Origin of the sequence: Trueperella sp. LYQ141, from assembly GCF_046599555.1 — a bacterium.
GTDB lineage: Bacteria > Actinomycetota > Actinomycetes > Actinomycetales > Actinomycetaceae > Trueperella.
In genome coordinates, this window is record NZ_JBKIWQ010000005.1 from 125026 (window position 1) to 146895 (window position 21870).

19 protein-coding genes are annotated in these 21870 nt (G+C 55.1%); 18 read left to right on the forward strand and 1 reads right to left on the reverse strand.

The window, feature by feature from the left end; translation table 11 throughout:
• The first annotated feature begins 5 nt into the window (after nt 1-5).
• From ACLHIJ_RS05715 to secA, 15 genes are all read left to right on the forward strand, one after another.
• On the forward strand, nt 6-560 hold the full coding sequence (locus tag ACLHIJ_RS05715; RefSeq protein WP_411296468.1) for an NADH-quinone oxidoreductase subunit B: 555 nt from the start codon (nt 6-8) through the stop codon (nt 558-560).
• The gene (locus ACLHIJ_RS05720) at nt 557-1264 is read left to right on the forward strand and encodes an NADH-quinone oxidoreductase subunit C (protein ID WP_411296467.1); all 708 of its coding nucleotides are present in this window, start codon (nt 557-559) and stop codon (nt 1262-1264) included. The genes ACLHIJ_RS05715 and ACLHIJ_RS05720 overlap by 4 nt, the downstream gene beginning before the upstream one ends.
• A complete protein-coding gene (locus ACLHIJ_RS05725; protein WP_411296466.1) occupies nt 1264-2610 on the forward strand; it encodes an NADH-quinone oxidoreductase subunit D in 1347 nt (448 codons plus the stop codon). The genes ACLHIJ_RS05720 and ACLHIJ_RS05725 overlap by 1 nt, the downstream gene beginning before the upstream one ends.
• A complete protein-coding gene (gene nuoE, locus ACLHIJ_RS05730) occupies nt 2610-3293 on the forward strand; it encodes an NADH-quinone oxidoreductase subunit NuoE (RefSeq protein ID WP_411296465.1) in 684 nt (227 codons plus the stop codon). The genes ACLHIJ_RS05725 and nuoE overlap by 1 nt, the downstream gene beginning before the upstream one ends.
• Nucleotides 3290-4630, forward strand: a complete 1341-nt coding sequence (nuoF, locus tag ACLHIJ_RS05735; RefSeq protein ID WP_411296464.1) for an NADH-quinone oxidoreductase subunit NuoF — start codon at nt 3290-3292, stop codon at nt 4628-4630. Before nuoE ends, nuoF begins: the two co-directional genes overlap by 4 nt.
• Nucleotides 4627-7209, forward strand: coding sequence for an NADH-quinone oxidoreductase subunit G (locus ACLHIJ_RS05740; protein ID WP_411296463.1), 2583 nt, complete (start codon nt 4627-4629; stop codon nt 7207-7209). Before nuoF ends, ACLHIJ_RS05740 begins: the two co-directional genes overlap by 4 nt.
• Complete coding sequence (gene nuoH, locus ACLHIJ_RS05745; protein ID WP_411296462.1) at nt 7206-8540, forward strand: NADH-quinone oxidoreductase subunit NuoH; 1335 nt, start codon at nt 7206-7208, stop codon at nt 8538-8540. The genes ACLHIJ_RS05740 and nuoH overlap by 4 nt, the downstream gene beginning before the upstream one ends.
• Nucleotides 8533-9222 carry an NADH-quinone oxidoreductase subunit NuoI gene (nuoI, locus tag ACLHIJ_RS05750; RefSeq protein WP_411296461.1) on the forward strand — a complete coding sequence of 230 codons (690 nt, stop codon included), beginning with the start codon at nt 8533-8535 and terminating at the stop codon, nt 9220-9222. The genes nuoH and nuoI overlap by 8 nt, the downstream gene beginning before the upstream one ends.
• A complete protein-coding gene (locus ACLHIJ_RS05755) occupies nt 9219-10253 on the forward strand; it encodes an NADH-quinone oxidoreductase subunit J (protein ID WP_411296460.1) in 1035 nt (344 codons plus the stop codon). Before nuoI ends, ACLHIJ_RS05755 begins: the two co-directional genes overlap by 4 nt.
• Nucleotides 10254-10553, forward strand: coding sequence for an NADH-quinone oxidoreductase subunit NuoK (gene nuoK / locus ACLHIJ_RS05760; protein ID WP_411296459.1), 300 nt, complete (start codon nt 10254-10256; stop codon nt 10551-10553).
• Nucleotides 10554-10571: 18 nt separating this feature from the next.
• Complete coding sequence (gene nuoL / locus ACLHIJ_RS05765; RefSeq protein WP_411298646.1) at nt 10572-12521, forward strand: NADH-quinone oxidoreductase subunit L; 1950 nt, start codon at nt 10572-10574, stop codon at nt 12519-12521.
• A 17-nt stretch (nt 12522-12538) separates the two neighbouring features.
• Nucleotides 12539-14071: an NADH-quinone oxidoreductase subunit M gene (locus tag ACLHIJ_RS05770; protein WP_411296457.1), complete on the forward strand. Its 1533-nt coding sequence runs from the start codon at nt 12539-12541 to the stop codon at nt 14069-14071.
• The gene (gene nuoN / locus ACLHIJ_RS05775; protein WP_411296456.1) at nt 14068-15660 is read left to right on the forward strand and encodes an NADH-quinone oxidoreductase subunit NuoN; all 1593 of its coding nucleotides are present in this window, start codon (nt 14068-14070) and stop codon (nt 15658-15660) included. The genes ACLHIJ_RS05770 and nuoN overlap by 4 nt, the downstream gene beginning before the upstream one ends.
• Nucleotides 15657-16667, forward strand: coding sequence for a polyprenyl synthetase family protein (locus tag ACLHIJ_RS05780; protein ID WP_411298647.1), 1011 nt, complete (start codon nt 15657-15659; stop codon nt 16665-16667). The genes nuoN and ACLHIJ_RS05780 overlap by 4 nt, the downstream gene beginning before the upstream one ends.
• 151 nt (nt 16668-16818) lie before the next feature.
• Nucleotides 16819-19644 (forward strand): preprotein translocase subunit SecA, encoded by a 2826-nt coding sequence (secA, locus tag ACLHIJ_RS05785; protein WP_411296454.1) that lies wholly within the window; start codon nt 16819-16821, stop codon nt 19642-19644.
• 141 nt (nt 19645-19785) lie between these two features.
• On the opposite strand, the gene ACLHIJ_RS05790 is transcribed toward secA, so the two are convergent.
• Nucleotides 19786-20151: an Rv3235 family protein gene (locus ACLHIJ_RS05790; RefSeq protein WP_411298648.1), complete on the reverse strand. Its 366-nt coding sequence runs from the start codon at nt 20149-20151 to the stop codon at nt 19786-19788.
• A 277-nt stretch (nt 20152-20428) separates the two neighbouring features.
• Here ACLHIJ_RS05790 and ACLHIJ_RS05795 point away from each other — a divergent pair, with 277 nt between their 5' ends.
• The 3 genes from ACLHIJ_RS05795 to ACLHIJ_RS05805 all read left to right on the forward strand — a co-directional run bounded on the left by ACLHIJ_RS05795 (nt 20429) and on the right by ACLHIJ_RS05805 (nt 21833).
• Nucleotides 20429-20572 carry a hypothetical protein gene (locus ACLHIJ_RS05795; RefSeq protein ID WP_411298649.1) on the forward strand — a complete coding sequence of 48 codons (144 nt, stop codon included), beginning with the start codon at nt 20429-20431 and terminating at the stop codon, nt 20570-20572.
• 64 nt (nt 20573-20636) lie between these two features.
• Complete coding sequence (locus ACLHIJ_RS05800) at nt 20637-20777, forward strand: hypothetical protein (RefSeq protein WP_411298650.1); 141 nt, start codon at nt 20637-20639, stop codon at nt 20775-20777.
• 588 nt (nt 20778-21365) lie between these two features.
• The gene (locus tag ACLHIJ_RS05805; protein WP_411298651.1) at nt 21366-21833 is read left to right on the forward strand and encodes a DUF6912 family protein; all 468 of its coding nucleotides are present in this window, start codon (nt 21366-21368) and stop codon (nt 21831-21833) included.
• Nucleotides 21834-21870: the final 37 nt, after the last annotated feature.

Here is a 21870-nt window from a genome sequence, read left to right on the forward strand (position 1 = left end):
AATAAATGGGAATTGAAGAGAAAGCCGGAGGAAAGCTCCTCACTGGAATTGAGGCGGTGGCTGGCTGGTCGCAGGCTCGCTCTCCATGGCCAGTAACGATGGGCTTGGCGTGTTGCGCTATCGAGATGATGGCCTTCGGTGCGGTGCGTTTCGACGCCGCTCGTATCGGCATGGAAGTGTTCCGCGCTTCGCCTCGTCACGCCGATCTCATGATTATTTCAGGGCGAGTTAGCCAAAAGATGGCCCCGGTAGTTCGCAATGTCTACGATCAGCTCATGGAGCCCAAATGGGTTATCTCCATGGGCGCATGCGCATCTTCTGGCGGCATGTTCAATAATTACGCGATTTTGCAGGGCATCGATCACCTCGTGCCGGTTGATGTGTACTTGCCAGGTTGCCCGCCGCGTCCAGAAATGCTGATAAACGCTATTTTTGAACTGCGTAAGAATCATATGGAAGGTCGCCCGATCGGCGAGCACCGAAAGGAAATCGCTCGCCGCGCCGAGCAGGCGGCATTGGCTGCGGTTCCGCTTGAAGAACAGAAGGGATTGCTGGCGTGAGTGAAAAAACTGACGGGACGATAGTGCCCGACGGCGCGTTCGGTGCTTCCGTTGTCGCGCAACGCTCGGGGATGTGGGGCGTGACGGATACCGGCGATACCACGGGATTCACCGGCCATAAAGAGACTTTTGTGGTGGCACGTCCGGCTCACCGGCCGTTTGGCGGATGGTTCGACGAAGTTGTCGATATTATCGTCGAATTGGCACAGGCAGATGGGTACCGCGAATACGAGGTTATCGAAAAAGTATCAATTGACAACGGTCAGTTGGTTATCTTTGTGCCGCGTGAGCGCCTGCTTGATGTTGCTCGGTATGTGCGCGACGATCAAGATTTGCGTTTTGAGATGTGCTTGGGCGTGTCAGCCGTCCACTATCCCATGGATAACGGGCGCGAGCTACATGCGTATTTCCCGCTTTTCTCCATTACCCATAACCGCGTGATCGCCTTGGAAGTGACGTGCCCGGAAGATGATCCGCACATGCCGTCGCTGTGCTCGGTTTATCCAGGCGATGACTGGTCAGAGCGTGAAGCATTTGATCTTATGGGCATCATTTTTGACGGGCACCCGGGCTTAACCCGCTCGGCGATGCCTGATGATTGGGTGGGGCACCCCCAGCGCAAGGATTACCCATTGGGCGGTATTCCAGTGGAGTACAAGGGTGCCATCGTGCCACCGCCGGATGCACGGAGGGAGTACAACTAATGACGACTATTCCACGCGCTACCGCAAGCGCGACAGATGAATCCACCGCCGGAGCGAAGGTATATGAGGCAGTCGGTGGCGATTGGGGCGATATTGCTAAGGACGCCGAAGAACTGGGCGAGGAGCATATCGTTATCAACCTTGGTCCAGTCCATCCCTCTACCCACGGTGTGCTGCGTGTTCAGGTAGAACTTGACGGTGAACGGGTAAATGAAGTGCGGGCGGCAACCGGCTTCTTACACACCGGCATTGAGAAAAACATGGAGTTCCGTACCTGGACCCAGGGCGTTGCGTTCTGTACTCGAATGGATTACGTCGCTCCGATTTTCCAGGAAGTAGCCTATTGCCAGGCGATAGAGAAACTGTTAGGGATTGAGGATCGCATCCCGCAGCGAGCACAGGCAATTCGCGTGCTCCTCATGGAGTTGACCCGTATCTCGTCCCATATCGTTGGTATTGGCTCAGGCGGTAACGAACTTGGCGCCACCACCATGCTGACCTTAACCTTCCGACTGCGCGAAGATATTTTGCGTATCCTTGAGGATATTACAGGTCTGCGAATGAACCACGAGTTCATCCGCCCAGGTGGTGTTCTTGATGATATTCCGGCGGGAGGCACCGATTATATTCGTGAGCTACTGCCCGGAGTACGCAATACGATTTCGGAAATGCAAGACCTGACGATGGATAACCCCATCTTCAAGAAGCGTCATGTCGATGTGGCGGTTTCGCCATTATCCTCGCTCATGGCCTTGTCGATGACGGGTCCGTCTATCCGCGCTGCTGGTCTGCCGTGGGATTTGCGTAAGACTCAACCGAATTCCGGCTATGAGAAGTACGAATTTGACGTGCCGGTTGCGGATAAATGCGATGCGTACAACCGCATTAAGATCAAGTTCGAAGAGTGCTACCAGTCTCTGCGTATTATCTACCAGGTTCTTGATGAGCTGGATCGGACGGCTGGGCAGCCAGTGATGATCGAGGATAAGAAGATCGCATGGCCGGCGCAGCTATCCATCTCGACCGATGGGCAGGGAAATAGCCCGGAGCACGTTCGCCAGATCATGACCGAATCGATGGAATCCCTGATTCATCACTTCAAGCTGGTCACGGAGGGGTTCCGCGTTCCGGCGGGTCAGGTGTACCACATGGTTGAGCACCCCAAGGGGATCTTTGGCGTTCACCTCGTCTCTGACGGCGGTACGCGCCCATATCGGGCACACTTCCGAGATCCTGGTTTTAATAACTTGCAGTCTCTGGCGCTGATGAGTGAGGGTGGCCTCTTGGCGGATCTCATCATTGCGCTTGCCGCTGTTGATCCGGTGATGGGAGGAGTGGACCGATAATGACACCGAACTACACGCCAGAAGTCGAACAGCGTTTGCGTGCTGACGCTGAGCAGATTATTGCGCGCTACCCGAACTCACGCTCTGCCATCATGCCGATGTTGCATCTGATCCAGTCAGAAGATGGTTTTTGTTCACCGCGGGGAATTACCCTGGTGGCAGATATTCTCGGTTTGACTCGGGCGCAAGTCTCAGCGGTAGCAACGTTCTATTCGCAATATCGTCGTCATCCCAATGGCGAATACAACGTGGGGGTATGCACTAACGCGCTATGTGCCGTGATGGGCGGCGATATTATCTGGGAGGAACTGAGCCAGTACGTCGGTGTTGGTCATGATGAAACGACGGAAGATGGCAAGATTACCCTGGAACGGCTCGAATGTAATGCCGGTTGTGATTACGCTCCGGTGATTATGGTCAACTGGGAATTCTTCGATAACCAGACGCCGCAGTCAGCGAAAGCAATTGTTGACGATATTCGAGCCGGGCGAGATATTCACCCTACGCGAGGTCCAGAAAAGGTCCACACGTTCAAGGAAATTTCTCGTGTGCTGGCCGGATTTGAAGACGGGCATGTGAATGAAGGTCCCGGAGCTGGTGAAGCTTCACTGCGTGGCCTGCGATTAGCTCGGCAAAATGGGTGGACATCCCCGCGACCTGTCGGTGAGGAGGGAACAAAGTGACCGCATATTCCGAACCTGGCACGCTTTCGCCAGTACTGAGTGACATCTGGGATAAAGAGCGCTCATGGACGATTGATACCTACCGTGCCAATGGCGGTTATGCCGCTATTGAACGCGCATGGGAACTCGCTCAAGACGCTGGAGCCCTAACCAATCTCATCAAAGACTCCGGTCTGCGTGGGCGCGGTGGCGCTGGCTTCCCGACGGGTCTTAAATGGTCCTTTTTGCCTGCCCCCGACGGCGGCCCGCGTTACCTCGTCGTCAATGCTGATGAATCAGAACCGGGAACCTGTAAGGATATTCCGGTTCTCATGGCGAATCCGCACCTGCTATTGGAAGGCATGATGATTTGTATGCTCGCTATCGGCGGGCATCACGGCTTCGTCTACCTGCGTGGCGAGGTTGTGCATGTATATCGTCGTCTCCTTAATGCAGTTCGCGAAGCTCGGGAAGCAGGTCTGCTGGGAACTGGCCGCGGGCCGAATGGGGATTACGATCTCGACATCACCGTTCACGCTGGAGCAGGCGCCTACATCTGTGGTGAAGAAACAGCACTGCTCGATTCCTTGGAAGGCTACCGCGGTCAACCGCGCTTGAAGCCGCCATTCCCGGCAGTTGCGGGTCTTTATGCGCGACCGACTGTTGTCAACAATGTTGAATCCATCTGCTCTGTGCCCGGCATCGTTAACAACGGTGTCGAGTGGTTCCAAGCAATGGGTGCGAATACGAAGAATTCGCGTGGGCACGGCATTTTCTCGCTCTCGGGGCACGTGAAGTACCCGGGGCAGTATGAGGCCCCATTCGGTATTACTATGCGGGAACTGCTAGAGATGGCGGGCGGTATCCGTGAAGGTCACCAGCTCAAGTTCTTCGCTATCGGCGGTTCATCTGCTCCGCTGTGGACGCCCGATCACCTGGATATTCCGCTCGGTTACGAGGAAGTCGTCGAAGGCAAATCCATGTTGGCGACCCGCGCTATTCAGATCTTCGATGAGACAGTATCAGTTGTGCGGGTGGTATCTCGGTGGACGGATTTCTACCAGCATGAATCCTGCGGTAAATGTACGCCATGCCGAGAAGGCACGTTCTGGATGCGCCAATTAATGCAGCGATTCGAGCAAGGCTGTGCGCGTGAGGGCGAGATCGAACTGCTATACGAGATTGCCGGAAATATCCTTGGACGCTCCTTCTGCGCCCTGGGTGATGCGGCAGCTACGCCAGTTCGCTCAGCTATTGAGCTGTTCCGCTCGGAGTTCGAAGCCGGATATACCACGCCAGCCGCCGAGCTATTCCCGATTGAAAAGTCGGTTCTTTTCAGCGAAGTAGGTGTTCAATGACAACGCAAGAAACAGCACCTGTCAATATGGTGACGCTGAAGGTAGACGGCAAAGAAGTCTCCGTTCCGCAGGGAACGTTGATTATCCGTGCTGCCGAGCAAGTCGGCGTTCATATCCCGCGCTTTTGTGACCACCCGCTATTGAAGCCAGCGGCAGCGTGCCGTCAGTGCCTCGTGGAAGTGGCCTCACCGAATCGCGATGGCGTCGTTCAAAAAATGCCGAAGCCGCAGCCAGCTTGTGCGGTGACGGTTTCGCCAGGCATGGAAGTTTATACGGCGAGTACCTCCGAGGTAGCGAAGAAGGCCCAGCATGGGGTGATGGAGTTCCTCCTGATTAATCACCCGATGGACTGCCCAGTGTGCGACAAAGGCGGGGAGTGCCCACTACAGAACCAGGCGATGACCGACGGGCGTACACAGTCTCGTTTTATTGATGTCAAGCGCACCTATCCAAAGCCAATCTCGGTGTCACCGCAGATTTTGTTGGATCGCGACCGCTGTATTCTGTGCCAGCGCTGTACGCGTTTTTCCACACAGATTGCTGGAGATCCTTTCATTCAGCTACAAGGCCGAGGGGGAGGCACGCCTGGTCGTGGTGTTCACGGGCTGCACGGATCGCAAATTGGAAACTTCGATGCGTCGGTTCTTGATTTTGCGCAATCAGATGGTAGCCACGTGGAGATCATCGACAACGACTATTCTGGGCCTGACGGATGCGCAGGTCGGGTGGAAGGTTTCGCAGCTGGGCCAGTTGAGCCAGCCGAAATGGATGTGACGGGTAAGCCTTTTGCGTCCTACTTCTCCGGCAACGTTATTCAGATCTGCCCGGTTGGTGCGCTTACCTCTAGCTCTTACCGTTTCCGGGCGCGGCCGTTCGATCTCGTTTCGGTGCCGTCCGTTACGGAGCACGATGCCTCTGGTTCAGCGATCCGCGTGGATTACCGCCGTGGTACGCTCGTGCGCCGACTCGCTCAAGAGGATATGGACGTCAACGAATCCTGGATCACGGATAAGGATCGTTTCGCTTTCCATTGGCAGCAGGGGGCTGATCGCCTGACGTATCCGCGTATCGCTGCTAATCCGGGGCCGACCTCATGGTTTGAGGCCATTGAAGCAGCAGGTAAAGGGTTGAAGTCTGCAAAGAGAGTGGGCGTGCTGGTTGGCGGTCGGCTAACTATTGAAGATGCCTACGCATACGGCAAATTTGCGCGTACCGTTCTCAAGACAAACGATATTGATTTCCGCACGCGCCGAGGCACCGATGAAGAGGATGCTTTCTTGGCTGCGCGCGTGGCCGGAAGCGGCTTGGGCGTGACCTACGCTGATATTGAGCACGCTGGTCATGTCTTGACAGTGAGCTTGGAAGCCGAGGATGAAATTGGCTCGGTGTTCCTGCGTCTGCGCAAAGCCGCCTTGGCAGGCACGACGAAAGTATCTGTCATCTCTGCGTATCCGACCTTAGGCACAGTTAAAATGAATGCGCGCTTTGTGCCAGCGACGCCTGGTACGGAAGCTGAAGTCCTGGACGCAATTGTTGCTGACGGACGAGGAATGTTCGCAGACGTCTTTGCTGATATGACGAATAGCGGGGCCGTCATCCTCGTCGGTGAACGAGCAGCAGATTCCGCCGGCACGCTCTCTGCTGTTATCCGCTTGGCGCAGCGCACCGGAGCACGAATCGCCTGGATCCCACGGCGAGCTGGTGATCGCGGTGCTGTGGACGCTGGCGCAGTGGGGCATTTGCTTCCCGGTGCTCGGTTAGTTGCTGACACCCAGGCACGCATTGATACCGCAGCAGTGTGGGGAGTGGATTCCTTGCCGGAAGAGCCGGGCTTGCGCACTGAGGATATTTTGCAGGCTGCGGCTGCCGGGCACATTGATGCCCTGCTGCTTGCCGGTGTAGAACTGGCAGATCTTCCGCCGATTGCGACCCAGGCATTAGAGCGCGCGTTCGTCGTTCAGCTTGAAGCCCGTGATACCGAGACGACGCAGTACGCCGATGTTCTTCTGCCAGTTGCACCGACGGCGGAAAAGGGCGGTACTTTTGTCAACTGGGAAGGCCGGTTGCGCCCCTTCGGGCAAACGCTTGTCTCAACGAATCTGCCTGATCGTCGAGTCCTGCATGATCTTGCTGAGGAACTTGGCGTTGATCTTGGGCTGCGCACCCTTGCTGAGGCGGTAACCGAAATGGCGGAGTTGCGTCGTTGGGATGGCACGCGGGGAACAGATCCGCAGGATCCTGCCTCGCCGGCTCCTACGGTGGCTCGTGGGCAAGCGGTACTTGCTTCCTGGAAACAGATGATTGACGCGGGCACTTTGCTCGCATGTGAATCGAACCTGGCTAAGACGGCTCGCAAGCCGGTGGCGGTCATGTCGGAAAGAACTGCAGCAGATGCAGGTATCGGGCATGCTGTCACGATTACTGGCCCGTCCGGTTCGCTGACCTTGGACGCTGTTGTCCTCGATATGCCTGACGCAGTGGTGTGGGTGCCGCAAAATGCGGTTGGCTGCGCAATCTCCACGTTGGGCTGCCGAGCCGGCGACGTCGTAACCATTGCTCCTTCGGAGGTGACCAAGTGACCCCTGCGATCTTTGCTCTCGACGGTGTTGCCGTCGATTTCTCTCAGGACACCTGGTGGATCTGGGTAATCAAAGCGGTTGCGATCGTGATGTTCCTGATCTTCTCGGTGATCTTCGCGCTGTGGTTTGAACGCAGGTTGCTGGCTCGGATGCAAAACCGATTGGGTCCTAATACGGTTGGTCCTTTCGGTTTGCTCCAGTCTTTCCCTGACGCTATCAAGCTCATGCTGAAAGAAGATTTTTGGCTTGCTGGCGCGGATAAAGTGATTTACTTTATTGCTCCGATCATCTCGGCGCTGTGTGCCTTTGTGGTGATGGCGGTGATTCCGCTGGCACCGAACGTCTCGATCTTCGGTATCTCCACCCCCATCCAGCTCGCGGATTCGCCGGTTGCGATGCTGTTCGTATTGGCGACGGCAGCTCTCGGCGAATATGGTTTGGTTCTTGGTGGCTGGTCGGCAAAGTCCACCTTGCCGCTCTATGGCTCGGTGCGTGCTGCAACGCAAATGATTTCTTATGAACTCGCGCAAGGGTTGTCGTTAGTGACGGTGTTCCTCGCAGCGGCGACGATGTCCACGTCAGGAATCGTCTCGGCTCAGACGGATGTGTGGAACATTATCTTGCTCATGCCAGCATTCTTAATCTATTTCGTCTGTATGTTTGGTGGCACGAACCGTCTGCCATTCGATTTGCCAGAAGCAGAAGGCGAAATTGTGGCTGGCCCGCACGTGGAGTACTCGTCGATGAAATTCGCCTGGTACTACCTGTCGGAGTACATCAACATGCTGAATATGTCGATGCTGGCGACGACGCTGTTCCTTGGCGGATGGCGCTCAGGCCCGATCATCACGCGACTGTTCTCCCTGTGGCATGGTGATCCGAACCAGGGATGGTTCCCGATCTTGGTATTCGTTGCTAAGACCTGGTTCTTCATGGGAATCTTCGTGTGGGTGCGCGGTACGCTGTTGCGCTTCCGCTATGACCAGTTCATGCACTTAGGCTGGAAGGGGCTGATCCCTGCCGGATTAGGCTGGTTGGCTATCACGATGATCGTCATCGGGGTCAACGCAGTGACGCCAATCAACGCCCGTAACGTCATGATTATCCTGTCGATCGGCTACTCGCTGATCCTGTTGATCTGGGCATTTGGCGATGACACGATCAAGCCTACTCAGCAAGAAATTATTGAAGAGCGCGAATCCACCGAATTTGACGGATTTGAAAATGGCTATCCGGTGCCGCCGTTGCCGGGTCAGCATTTGCCACCGTCGCCGCGTGCTGCGCGTAAAGAAGCAGTCAGCTCAAATGTTGAGGAGGCTGAGAATGTCTGAGGAAATGACGAATAGCTCTGCTGGGCAATTCGCTCAACCAGATGAGGTCCTATATAGCCCGACGAAGAAAGGCCCAATTGGTCGTTTCTTTTCGCCGGTTGCTGGATTCGGCGTCACATTTTCCACTATTTTCCGTCCGACGGTAACTGAGCAGTACCCCTTCAAAAAGGTTCCAACACGCCCGCGCTATCACGGGATTCATCGCCTAAATAGATATGCCGATGGGTTGGAAAAATGCATTGGTTGTGAGTTGTGCGCGTGGGCGTGTCCGGCAGATGCTATCTATGTTGAGGCTGCTGCGAATACGCCACAAGCACAGTATTCTCCGGGTGAGCGATACGGGCGGGTGTACCAAGTTAATTATTTGCGGTGCATCTTCTGCTCATACTGTATTCAAGCCTGCCCGACGCGGGCCCTGACGATGAGCAATGAGTACGAGATTGTTGGTCCAACCCGAGAGAGCATGATCTACGAAAAGCAGGACTTGCTCGTTCCGTTGGCGCAAGGAATGCTCAACCCGCCACACCCGATGGTAGCGGGCACGACCGATTCTGATTATTACCGTGGTTCGGTGACCGGCCCGACGCCAGAGCAGATCGCCTGGGTTCGGGAAAACCGACCGGATGATCCATCCTTGGCTTCGGTTCGCCAGAACGCACCAACTGAGGGGGCGAAGCAATGAACTCGGCATATCAACCGATTACGCTCTCACTAGGAGAGACGATCGTTTTTGCTGTTACCGCATTCGCGATGATCGCTTTGGCTATATTTGGTCTGCTGATCGCCCGTCGTGCGGTGTACACCGTAGTGAGCGTCATCTTCATCATGGTGGGCTTGGCTGTTATTTATACAGTGCTGGAGGCGCCGTTCCTGGGGGTTGCTCAGGTGGTGGTTTACACCGGAGCAATTTTGATGATGTTCTTGTTCGTGCTCATGCTGATCGGTATTGATTCGGCTGATTCACGGCACGAGACGCTGAAGGGGCAGCGATTGGTCGCCGCATTGGGTGGTTTGGGGATTGCCGCCATTATGATCGCGGTTATCCTCAACGTTGCCAATCCGGAGGCAGTTGGTTTGGAAAGCGCCAATACGGGAGGGAATCCTGCCGCTGTGGCGAAAGTGATTTTCTCCAGCAATGTGCTAACTCTGGAATTGACGGGCACGCTCTTGATCGTTGCGGCTCTTGGAGCGATGACTTTGACGCACCGCGACCGCTTGCGTGATCCGATTACCCAAGAAGATCGGGCACATCAGGCAGTACGTGATTTCGTTACCAGCGGGCGCCACATCGGCCACAAGCCGAATCCAGGTGTCTACGCGGAATCGAACTCTTCAGCGAATCCCGCGCTGACAGCCTTTGGCGAGCCGGTGCGAGGTTCGACCAACCGCGTGCTGCAGGTGCGTGGGCAGGTACGAACCGTTGGCGAGATCTCGCCGGCAACGGTAGAGCGTATTGCGCGTGGTACGGGAATCTCCGGTCCGAGCACATACGGCACGGTTGGGCGCTCCACACTTATGGGTATGCCCGGCGATGCTGCTCCCGATCACGATGCCGCGCTGCGCAAGTTGGAGGAACTTGAATCTGGATCCGCTGGAAGCGGCGAAGCGCTATCCCAGCCAGCAGGCTCTGAATTGCCCTCCGCTAAAAAGGTACGTGACGAGCACGAAGTCACTGCCGAGCTGACGGCAAAAGCAGATGAGGAGGAACGGTAAATGAACCTGTGGTGGTATGTCATCCTTGGCGTCGTCCTCTTCGTTATCGGTGGCGCAACAGTTTTAACCCGACGCAATGGCGTAGTAGCAGTTCTTGGTGTGGAAATCATGCTGAACTCCTGCAACCTTGTTTTGGTGGCTTTCTCCCGCATGTGGGGCAACCTGGACGGTCAGGTATTTGCGTTTTTCGTGATGGTCGTCGCGGCAGCAGAAGTTGTCGTTGGGCTAGCCATCATCGTCTCTATTTTCCGAACCCGCAGAACCGCATCGCTAGATGGTGCGAATCTGATGAAGAACTGACGGAAGCAGGTGTGATCCTTGACTGATGCATTTTTCTCAGTAAGTGCTGCGAATACGGTCGCGAGTAGCACGGGTCCAGCGTCGCTGGTGTGGCTTGCTGTTGCGATCCCGCTGCTTAGCTGCGCTTTCCTGCTTGTTTCCGGTAAAACGGCTGATAAATGGGGGCACTGGCTGGCAATCCTGGCCTCGGCTGCGTCTTTCGTTATCGGATTATTGGCGACGTTGCAGTTAATTGGGCTTGACGCGGGTCAGCGTGTTGTGGAATCCACCTTATTTACCTGGATTCCCGTCGTTGACGGATTTAGCGTCGACTTTGGAACGCGAGCTGATCCACTATCAATGACCTTCGTTTTGCTGGTGACTTTCGTCGGCACATTAATCCATATCTATTCTGTGTCGTACATGGAGCACGATCCGGCTCGCCGTCGATTCTTTGCGTATCTCAACCTGTTCGTCGCTGCCATGTTGCTCCTTGTTCTTGGCAACTCTTATGCAGTGTTGTTCTTCGGTTGGGAAGGTGTGGGCCTGGCCTCCTACCTGCTGATCTCCTTCTGGAATCACGTTCCCGAATATGCCACTGCCGGTAAGAAAGCCTTTGTGATGAACCGTGTCGGCGATCTAGGAATGTTGATTGCCATGATGGCTATGGTGGCTTCGGTCGGCTCGGTTCGTTTCAGCGATGTCTCTACCGCGGCTGCCACTTTGCCAACTGCTACGGCAACCCTCATCGGGCTATTCCTGCTGGTGGCTGCCTGTGGTAAGTCTGCACAGTTCCCGTTGCAGGCCTGGTTGGGAGACGCAATGGCTGGTCCGACGCCGGTGTCAGCCTTGATCCATGCGGCGACGATGGTTACCGCCGGTGTCTACTTGATGGTTCGTTCCGGCGCGATCTACCTGGCCGCCCCGAATGCGGCGCTCGTGGTTGGGATCGTCGGTCTGATTACTTTGACGTTCGGTGCCATTGTGGGTGCGGCGAAAGACGACATGAAGAAAGTCCTCGCTGCGTCAACGATGTCGCAAATCGGCTACATGATGTTAGCTGCTGGATTAGGGCCGGTCGGGGCTGGATTTGCGATCTTCCATCTGGTCACCCACGGTTTCTTCAAAGCCAATATGTTCTTGGGTGCCGGCGCTGTCATGCACGCGATGGGAGATGAGGTCAATATCCGCGGTTTCGGCGGGCTAGGCAAGCGTATGAAGATCACCTTCTGGACTTTCCTCGCAGGCTATGTGGCTATTATTGGCGTCCCGTTCCTATCCGGTTTCTATTCCAAGGATAAGATCATTGAGGTTGCCTTTACCGGGCAGGGTGCTCGCCCGTGGGTCTTTGGCGTGGTGACGGTATTGGTCGCCGGCTTGACGGCCTTTTACATGTCGCGCCTTGTTTTTGGAATTTTCTTGGGCGCTCCGCGGTGGTCCTCATCCGGCTCGAATGCGAAACATCCGCATGATCCCTCGCCGCTTATGTGGGTGCCGATGGCTATTTTGGCAGTTGGCTCCTTGGCGTTGGGTGCGATCTTGAATTACACCGGATTCTTGACCTGGCTTGAACCGGCAATTGGTCATGCCGAGCACGGTGAGCCGGTATTGCCTGTCATAGCTATCACTGCCATTACCTTGGTCGTAGTTGCCGTTGGGGTCGGCGTGGCGTGGAAGATGTACGTGGCAGATCCGATGCCGAAGGCAGCGCCGATTGGTTCTGGGTTGACGCGTGCAGCACGTAATGATCTGTACCAGGATCTTGTTAATGAGACGATCTTTATGCGTCCAGGAATGACCTTAGCTGCCGGTACGGAGATTGCCGATCGCGCCATGGTTGACGGCGTGGTAGAAGGTTGCGGAAAACTTGGTCCCGCTGTGGGGCGTCTCATCGGAAAGTTGCAAACCGGATATGTGCGCAACTACGCCAGCTATATCACCATCGGTCTGGTTATCGCACTCATCGTCGTCGTTGCGACGGCGCTATAGGACGAGGAGGACACTAGATGCATTTGCAAACTGTTTCTGAGGCTGGCTTCCCGTGGTTGTCAGCGATGATCCTCCTGGCGCTGCTCGGCGCACTGGTGCTATGGCTGGTTAAGCCACTAGCGCGAGTTGCTCGTCCGATTGCATTGGCATGTTCGGGGATTATTCTCGTATTGTTCGTGGTCGCTATGGTCCAGCATTTCTCCATTAAAGATGCGGCGACCATTCAGCTCACAGAGTCCTACACATGGATCCCGCAGATCGGAGTATCACTCACCTGGGGGCTTAACGGCATGGGCGCGGTTATGGTCGCTCTCGCTGTATTCCTTGTGCCGGTGGTTGTGCTGGCCTCCTGGGACGATATGGGTGGGCAGCGTGGCACTGGCTACTTCGCCTGGGTCCTATTCCTTGAAGCCATTATGATCGGGCTCTTCGCCGCACGGGATGTATTCGTTTTCTACATCTTGTTCGAGCTGATGATTCTGCCAATCTTCTTCATGATTGGGCGTTACGGTTCGGGGCAAAATCGTCAGCATGCAGCGATGAAGTTCCTGATTTACTCCCTTTTGGGTGGGCTGGTTATGCTGATCGGCGTCATCGCGGTGTACCGTAGCGGTCCAGGCGGATCGCGCGGTTTCGTGATCGACAATATGGCCAATGGCTTGCAGCTATCCGGTGGGGCACAGTTGGCTGTCTTTGCCACTTTCTTCATTGCCTTTGCGATCAAAGCACCGATGTGGCCGGTCCACACCTGGTTGCCTGACGCGGCACAGGACGCTCCGGCTGGTACCTCGACATTGCTTGTTGGCGTACTCGATAAGCTCGGCACCTACGGCATGATTGCTATTTGTTTGCCGTTATTCCCGCAAGCCTGCAAGGAAGTAGCTCCTATTGTTATTACCTTGGCGATTATCTCGATTCTGTGGGGCGCGCTCGTTGCTATCGCTTCGAAGGACCTCATGCGTTTGATCGCCTATACCTCGGTATCGCATTTCGGTTTTATGATTCTCGGTATTTTCTCGGGATCTAGCCTTGCTATGACGGGCGCCATCGTCTATATGGTGGCTCATGGCGTGGGCACTGCTGCGCTCTTCCTCGTTGTCGGGTTCTTAGGTCGCCGCCAATCTGGCTCACACAAGATCGCTGACTTCGGGGGCTGGCAGCGAGTTACTCCCTGGATTGCTGGCACATTCTTGGTTGCTGGTTTGGCTACGATCGCCCTTCCGGGTTTATCCGGTTTTATTCCGGAATACATGGTTCTGATGGGGACGTATCGGATGTTGCCGGCCGCCGCTATCTGCGCTGTTATTGGCGTCGTTTTAGCTGCCCTATACATCCTGTTGCCATATCAGAGAGTCTTTACTGGGCCGAAGCCGGATGTGCATGTGGCTGATCTCAATGGTCGGGAAAAGACCGTCATGGGATTGTTGATTGCCGCAATGCTTTTCCTTGGTTTCTATCCAGCTCCAGTGATCGATGCAGTTACACCAGTTGCTCACCAGGTCACGAGCGCAACGTTCGTGCCGGTCGCAGATGAAGGGAGCACGAAGTGAACGTCCAAATCTCATGGCTAGCAATTCTGCCGATACTGGTTGTCCTAGGGGCGGCAGTTGCGGGAACGCTCGTTGAGGCGTTTTTGCCCTATCGTGTTCGTCGTGGTGTGCAGGTGACGCTATCCTTGCTGGCTCTTGCCGTCGCGCTAGTGGCGATTGTGTGGCGCTGGACGGAAATGCAGACGGGCAATACGATGACCCCGCTGGCATTCCACGAGTCTCAAACAGGCATGGTCTATCCTTTCGCTGAAGATGCCATCTCCCTTATCTCACAATCAATTATTGTTGGTTGCGCGTTACTGGCATTCCTCGTGATTGCCGATCGGACGCAAACTCGGGAAGGTGCATTTGCCGCCAGCGCGGCAACCCGCCCGGGGTCATCCGCAGAGCGGGAGATGACCCGAGCTGGTCGTCAGCAAACGGAAATTTTCCCCTTAGCGCTATTCGCCACCGGCGGAATGATGGCTTTTGTATCAAGCTTCAATCTGCTCTCGCTATTCATCGCATTAGAAGTGATTTCACTGCCGCTCTATGTTCTGTGCGCGACTGCCCGTCGTAAGCGGTTGCTCTCGCAAGAAGCGGCTCTGAAGTACTTTGTATTGGGAGCGTTCTCGTCGGCGATCTTCTTGATGGGCTCGGCCTTCATCTATGGTTCGACTGGTTCCTTGGATTTCGCCGTCATCTTCACCTATGAATATCGCGCTGGTTTATCAACGGCCTTGTTGACAATGGGCGTCATTATGCTGGTAATTGGCCTGCTCTTCAAGGTTGGTGCAGCGCCATTCCATGCGTGGACGCCGGATGTCTATCAAGGTGCGCCTACTCCGATCACCGGATTCATGGCAGCGGGAACAAAGACGGCGGCTTTCGTGGTTTTGGGTCGGGTATTCCTGCTGTTGGTGGGGCATGCTTATTCCACGATCAGCATTTTCATGTGGATCGTTATCATTGCCACGATTGTCATCGGAACATTTGCCGGTCTGGCGCAAACCGATGTCAAGCGGATGCTGGCCTACTCTTCGATTGCCCATGCGGGATTTATCTTGATCGCTATTAACGCGATTAGCTGGACGGGCTCGGCGCATCCTGGCAAGGCTCTCGCGGCAGTTCTGTTCTATCTATTGGCTTATGGAGTGGCAACTGTCGGGGCGTTCGGGGTAGTGACTCTAGTGAAAGAGCGCGACGCTGCCGGCAATATTCTCGGTGAGGCCACTAAACTCGCTAGCTGGGCAGGCTTAGGCCAGCGCAGCCCGATGTTGGCCGCTGCGATGACGATTTTCTTACTATCCTTTGCCGGAATCCCGTTTACTGGCGGATTCATTGGTAAGTTCCAAGTGTTCGTCACTGGTTTGGACGCGCATATGGTACCGCTAGTGATCGTGGCGGTATTGGCCTCAGTGGTAACGGGCGTGTTCTACTTCCGGTTGATTCAGCTCATGTTCTTCCGTGCTCCGCAAGCCCAATCGGTTGCTGTGGTTGAGTCTGAAGGAATGTCAGTGGTTGCGATTGTGCTTGCCGTTATCGGCACGATTGCCCTCGGCGTATTCCCTGGTCCGGTATTCGACTTTATCCTCGGGTCGTTCGTGTGAGCGTGACCGAGTTCCTCGCCAGCGACGACGCCTTTGCTCAACGCATTGCGTGTCGTCTTGGCGATGTCGAAGATCTCCTGCACGCACAGGTGAGAGTCGATGACGTTGTTGTCGATAGCACCACCGCGCATCTAGCCGATGCGGGCGGGAAGCGATTGCGTCCCCTACTCACCTTGCTTACCTCGGAGCTGGGCCCCAACCCCGACGCTCCGGCCGTCCTAGACGCCGCCGTTGTTATTGAGCTGACTCATCTGGCCTCGCTGTACCACGATGATGTCATGGATCAGGCTCCGCGCCGGCGGGGTGTGCCGTCGGCCCAATATATCTTCGGTAATTCGTCGGCGATTATGGCTGGTGATGTGCTGTTCTCTCGCGCGTCAAAGATCGTAGCGGGATTAGGGGAAAAAGCGATCTATATGCACGCTGCCTCCTTTGAACGCCTGTGCATGGGGCAGTTGCATGAAACGGTTGGCCCCTTAGAAAATGAGGACCACATCGCGCATCATCTGCAAGTTTTAGCCGATAAAACGGGATCGTTGATTGCTGCGGCAGCGCATCATGGCGTCTTGGCCTCTGGAGGAAGTGATGAGGTCGGTGAGGCTCTTGCACGTTTCGGTGAACGGATCGGGGTTGCCTTCCAAGTTGCTGATGACGTCATTGATTTATCGGCTGATCCGGCGCTGACGGGTAAGACTCCCGGAACGGATCTCTTAGAGGGCGTACCGACGATGCCGACGCTTCTGTTGGAGAAATACCGGCAGGAGGGCAAACTTGACGCCGCTGGCGCACAGATCCTCGCTATGCTCAACGAAGGGCACCTGGAGGAAGACGGCCGCTTGGAGCGGGTTGTCCAGATGTTGCGCGAGCATCCGGTTCTTGCCCAGACGCAAGAGATCGCACAGTCCTGGGTTGATGAGGCACTGGAGTTTTTAGCGCCAATTCACGGGCATCATGTCTATGACTATTTGGTGATGTTTGCTCATGCAATGGTTGATCGAATGGCATAGCGCGGTGTGAATAGCAGATACGCCTTCGTCGGTGCTGGCAGTAAGCTAACCGATGGAGGCGTTTCTTGTGCTCTGGGAGAGAAGTGGCGCGAGAATTCTTCGTTAGGTATCTGACGCGGTAGAATAGCGGCAGCCGTGAACAGGAGTAATTGTGCGTAAAATACTCAACAAGATCCTTCGTGCTGGCGAAGGTCGTACTTTGAAGAAGCTCAAGGGTATTACCGAGCAGGTAAACGAGTTCGAGAGCGTCGTGCAGGCCATGACGGACGAGGAGCTCAAAGCTCAGACTCAGGAGTTCCGTGAGCGGTATGCTGCGGGCGAGTCTTTGGATGATTTATTGCCGGAAGCCTTCGCGACGGTGCGAGAGGCCTCAGTGCGCACCCTCGGGCAACGCCACTTCGACGTCCAGATTATGGGTGGCGCTGCGCTGCACCTGGGCAATATTGCGGAAATGAAGACGGGTGAAGGAAAGACCTTAGTAGCCACCTTAGCTTCCTATCTCAATGCAATTCCAGGCAAAGGCGTCCACGTTGTAACGGTTAACGACTATCTCGCCTCATATCAATCAGAACTGATGGGGCGCGTGTATCGTTTCTTGGGGATGACGACGGGCTGTGTAACCACCGAGTTGAGTGCGGAGCAGCGTCGGCGTGCCTATGCCTGCGATATTACTTACGGGACGGCCAACCAGTTTGGTTTTGATTATTTGCGTGACAATATGGCGATGTCCCCAGAGGGGCTAGTACAGCGCGATCACTATTACGCTATCGTCGATGAGGTTGATTCGATCTTGATTGACGAGGCGCGTACTCCGTTGATTATTTCTGGTCCGGCTGAGGGCGACGCAAATAAGTGGTACGCCATGTTCTCTCAGGCAGTCAATGATCTTAAGCGGGATATTGACTATGAGGTTGATGAGAAGAAGCGCAATGTAGGTATCTTAGAGCCGGGTATTGATAAGATCGAGGATCTTATTGGAATAGATAATCTGTACGAGTCAGTAAATACTCCGCTTATCGGCTACTTGAATAATGCGATCAAAGCCAAGGAATTATTCCATCGCGATAAGGATTATATTGTCGCTGAGGGAGAAGTGCTGATCGTTGATGAGCACACCGGGCGTGTTTTGCCGGGGCGTCGGTACAACGAGGGTATGCACCAGGCGATTGAAGCCAAAGAGGGTGTGGAAATTAAGGCCGAGAATCAGACCTTAGCTTCAGTTACTTTGCAAAACTATTTCCGCTTGTACGACAAGCTCTCCGGTATGACGGGTACTGCAGAAACAGAAGCTGAAGAGTTTGCCTCGACGTACAACATCGGTGTTGTTCCGATTCCGACGAATTTGCCGATGATCCGCGAAGATCATGTGGATATTGTTTACCCCACCGAGCGGGGAAAGCTGAACGCTATTGTGGCTGATATTCAGGAGCGTTTCCGCGTCGGTCAGCCGGTTCTGGTAGGTACTGCGTCGGTGGAAAACTCTGAGAAGCTATCGGCGTTGTTGAAGAAAGCTCATGTTCCGCATGCTGTGCTCAATGCGAAGCAGCATCAGCGCGAAGCAGCCGTGGTGGCAATGGCAGGGCGGAAACATGCCGTGACGGTGGCGACCAATATGGCTGGTCGTGGTACCGATATTATGCTCGGCGGCAATGCGGAATACATCGCTGTGGAGATGATGGAAAAGCGGGGGCTTGATCCGCAAGAGAATCCGGAAGAGTATGAGGCAGCCTGGCCTGAGGTTTTAGCGGAAGCAAAGGCAGCGGTGCAGGCAGAACATGACGAAGTAGTTGAGCTCGGTGGTCTGTACGTATTAGGTTCGGAACGCCACGAGTCACGCCGAATTGATAATCAGCTACGCGGTCGTTCTGGGCGTCAAGGTGATCCGGGCGAATCGCGGTTCTACTTGTCCTTAGATGATGAGCTGTTGGTTCATTTTGGTAATTTCCGGATGCTTGCTCCGTTCAAGAATGGTCCGGAAGATGAAGCCTTGGATCTGAAGGTATTGGCGAACTACATCGAACGTTCGCAAGGGGCAAAGGAATCCCGCAATGCGCAGATCCGTAAGGACGTGCTGAAGTACGACGATGTTATGAACGAGCAGCGCACTGTGGTTTACGGTGAACGTCGTCGTATTTTGGATGGTGAGGACGTCGCTGAGCAGATCGAATCCTTCATGGATTTCGTCATTGAAGATGTTGTTGCTGGCCACACGGAAGGCGATTCGCGGGATTGGGATTTGGACGCCATGTGGACGGACGCCCGCAATATCTATAAGCCGTCTTTTTCGCCTGAGGAACTAGCCGATGAGCATGGTGGGCAGCGGGCACTGACGGCTGATGTTATCCAACGCGAACTGCGCGAGGACGTTCAAGCGCTTTACGAGGAGCGGGAAGAAGAGCTTGGTGCGGAACAGATGCGTGCCGTTGAGCGGCAGATCCTCCTAAACGTTTTGGATCGTAAGTGGCGGGAACATCTGTATGAGATGGACTACCTGAAAGAAGGCATTGGTCTGCGTGCGATGGCGCAGCGCAATCCGCTAGTGGAGTACAAGCAGGAAGGTTTCCAGCTCTTCCAGCAGATGAATGACGCGATCCGAGAAGAAACGGTGCGGCATTTGATGAATTTCGAGCTGCCCTCTGAGCGGGCTGCTCGGGAGGCGATGGAGCAGGCGCAGAACGATCAAGCTGCGATGATGGCCAATAATGTGGCGGCTGCACGCAAGATGAGCACAGAACAATTGCTGGGCATTAAGCGTCCAGAGCCGCAAGCCCAGCGCAAATTAGCCTACTCTTCGGCAGAAACTCAGCAGGATCAACGCCCTGTTAGCTCAAGCCGCGGTGGTGGTGCTGCCTTTGGCGTGAGCGCAGCGAGAAGCGAATCTGGTGATGAGGCAAGCGATACCGCGGTGGCGAATCCGGCGCAGGGGATGAATCGTGCGCAGCGTCGTGCCGCTCAGAAGCGTAATAAGAAGCGCTGATTGAGTATCAAGCCAATGTAGTGGGCGATAGGTGGGCGGGCTTGCCATAGCTCGGTTACCGCCCACTTTCAATAACGCATAGCGGTGGGGAGCACCGGGTATTATGCCTGGCGCTCCCCACCGATACATATCGGCAGATTATTAAATAATCTCCAACGCGGTGACGTGCCAGCGTTCACGTCGGATTTCTAGCCGGACGGCGGCAGCACGTATGCGCAGGCCGTCAAAGACGACAAGTGATACTTCTGCTACTCGTGGGCGCGGCTCACATACGACGATGCGCCGGATACGCGGTGATTGCCGTGGGGCAGCTCGACCAGCAATGCGTAATGCGAGGCCAGCGCGTCGCACGAGTGCGTCATAGACCTCTGGATGAAGCCAGGATTGCAGGTGACGTGGTGGCCGATGCCCAAGAAGTACTTCGATCGCCTGAGTGACGAGAGCCGCGGCGAAATGAGCTGGCGAGGTGAGCTTAGTGCCCGCATAACGGGCGGAGCGGGTTCGCAAGTGGATTCCGTCAGCGTCATCTGGTGCGTATATCGGGCTGTTTAGTGGTGGAGAATGGAAAGACGTTCGATCGAAGCTGTGCTGGTTTTGCGCGGAGCTCTGGTTAGCTGCTGAGTTCTCACTCGTGAGTGATTGTTGCTTAGCGATTAATCTTTGGCTGGCTAGCGATCTCTGGTCTGCTGCTACCTGGCTGGCTACTAATTCCTGCCTGGGTGTCGATCTCCGCTCGGCTGTTAATCTCCGGTTAGGTAGGGATCTCCGGTTAGGTAGGGATTTTGTGGCGACCAGCGAATCGTTACTGCCCGCTGATTTCTGGGGATCCGTTGATTTTTGGGGAGCCGGTGAATCGCTGCTAGCCGATGAATCACGAGTAACCGGAGAATCGCGAATAGCTAGTGAATCGTGGGCAGCCAAGGTGTAGGCAGCCAGCGATTTCTGAGTTGGTATCGCGCCTCGCCCCGATGGCACATCGTGGGATACGGAGGGTGCTTGATCCGTCACTAGGCTATGGGATGGTGGCAGGGTTGGTTTTCGCAGTGTGCCAGAATCGGGCGGATACCGTCGGGCCACAAGCTGAGTCGGTGGTATCCGTGGGGTATAGGGGAGCGACTCCAATGGCGGCATAATTCTGCGTTTGGGCAGGATACGCGGCGCGCTGGAACTGGCAGGAGATGGCGGAGGGGATTGCGTGCTTTGCGACGGATCGTTTGCGGTGTAACGCGGCGCCTGGTACGAGGTATCGCCTGAGAGTTCATCAGTTGATCCAGCTTCGAGTGATTCTAGAGCTGGGTTGGGCTCAACGGCTGTGGATTGTTTCGGCGCGAGAGACGGAGGAACAATCATGATATTTCCTTGAATAGATTAATAAGAATGAACGTGCGTTGCGGCACCTGAAACACAGCGGTGAGGCATCTGTGGATGGCCATATATGCCGAGAAAGCTGGCAGTCACGGCGGGAACGGTGTTGCCAACAGATACCTAAGGCAGGTATGCCTGTTGGCGGCGAAGCGTGGTGGCTGACGAGGAGTGGTTGCACGCCATGGCAACCAGGATTCTCAGCGAAGAAACATGCGCATCTAATATAGATATTTAAGCTAAAAGCTATGAACTCTGAATATCAGATGTAAGAGTATTATGCGGCATGAGATAAAGTGGCGCGAGGGGGAATACCCCGCATTATTCGTGTGATGTCATTCAGGCAGTAAACTACAAATATGCGTTTATATATCCCGCTTATTGCCAGTGAATTAGCTGCCCCCGTGAGTGCTCGTATCGCTCATGGAGTGACTGCGAGGCTGCGTCAGGCGATCCCGAATGAAGATGACGAGGGCTGGGAAATGATTGCGACGTTGGCGGCTGCCGACGATTCACTTCGGCTCATGAGCAATGCCCCGCGCGAGCAGTGCCGACGTCGGCTGGTAGCTATCGCAGAAACGGATGTGCCCTGTAGTGATGATCCCCAATTGCCGACGGCGCTTCAAATGTCAGCCTCGGTGAGCTGGGATCAGGTCGTGTCAATTTTGGTAGATGAGCCAGGGCAACACGCGCTGATTTCTCAGGCAATTGCCGGCGATGAAGCGGCATTCCTTGCCTGTGGAGATATTGAATTACTGTGGTATGACGTATGCGAACGTGCGGACCTGATGCGCGAACTCGGAGTATCTGGAGAATTGGAGAACTGAGTAACGCGAGTAAACCAGGTAGTAGCGTGAGTAGTGC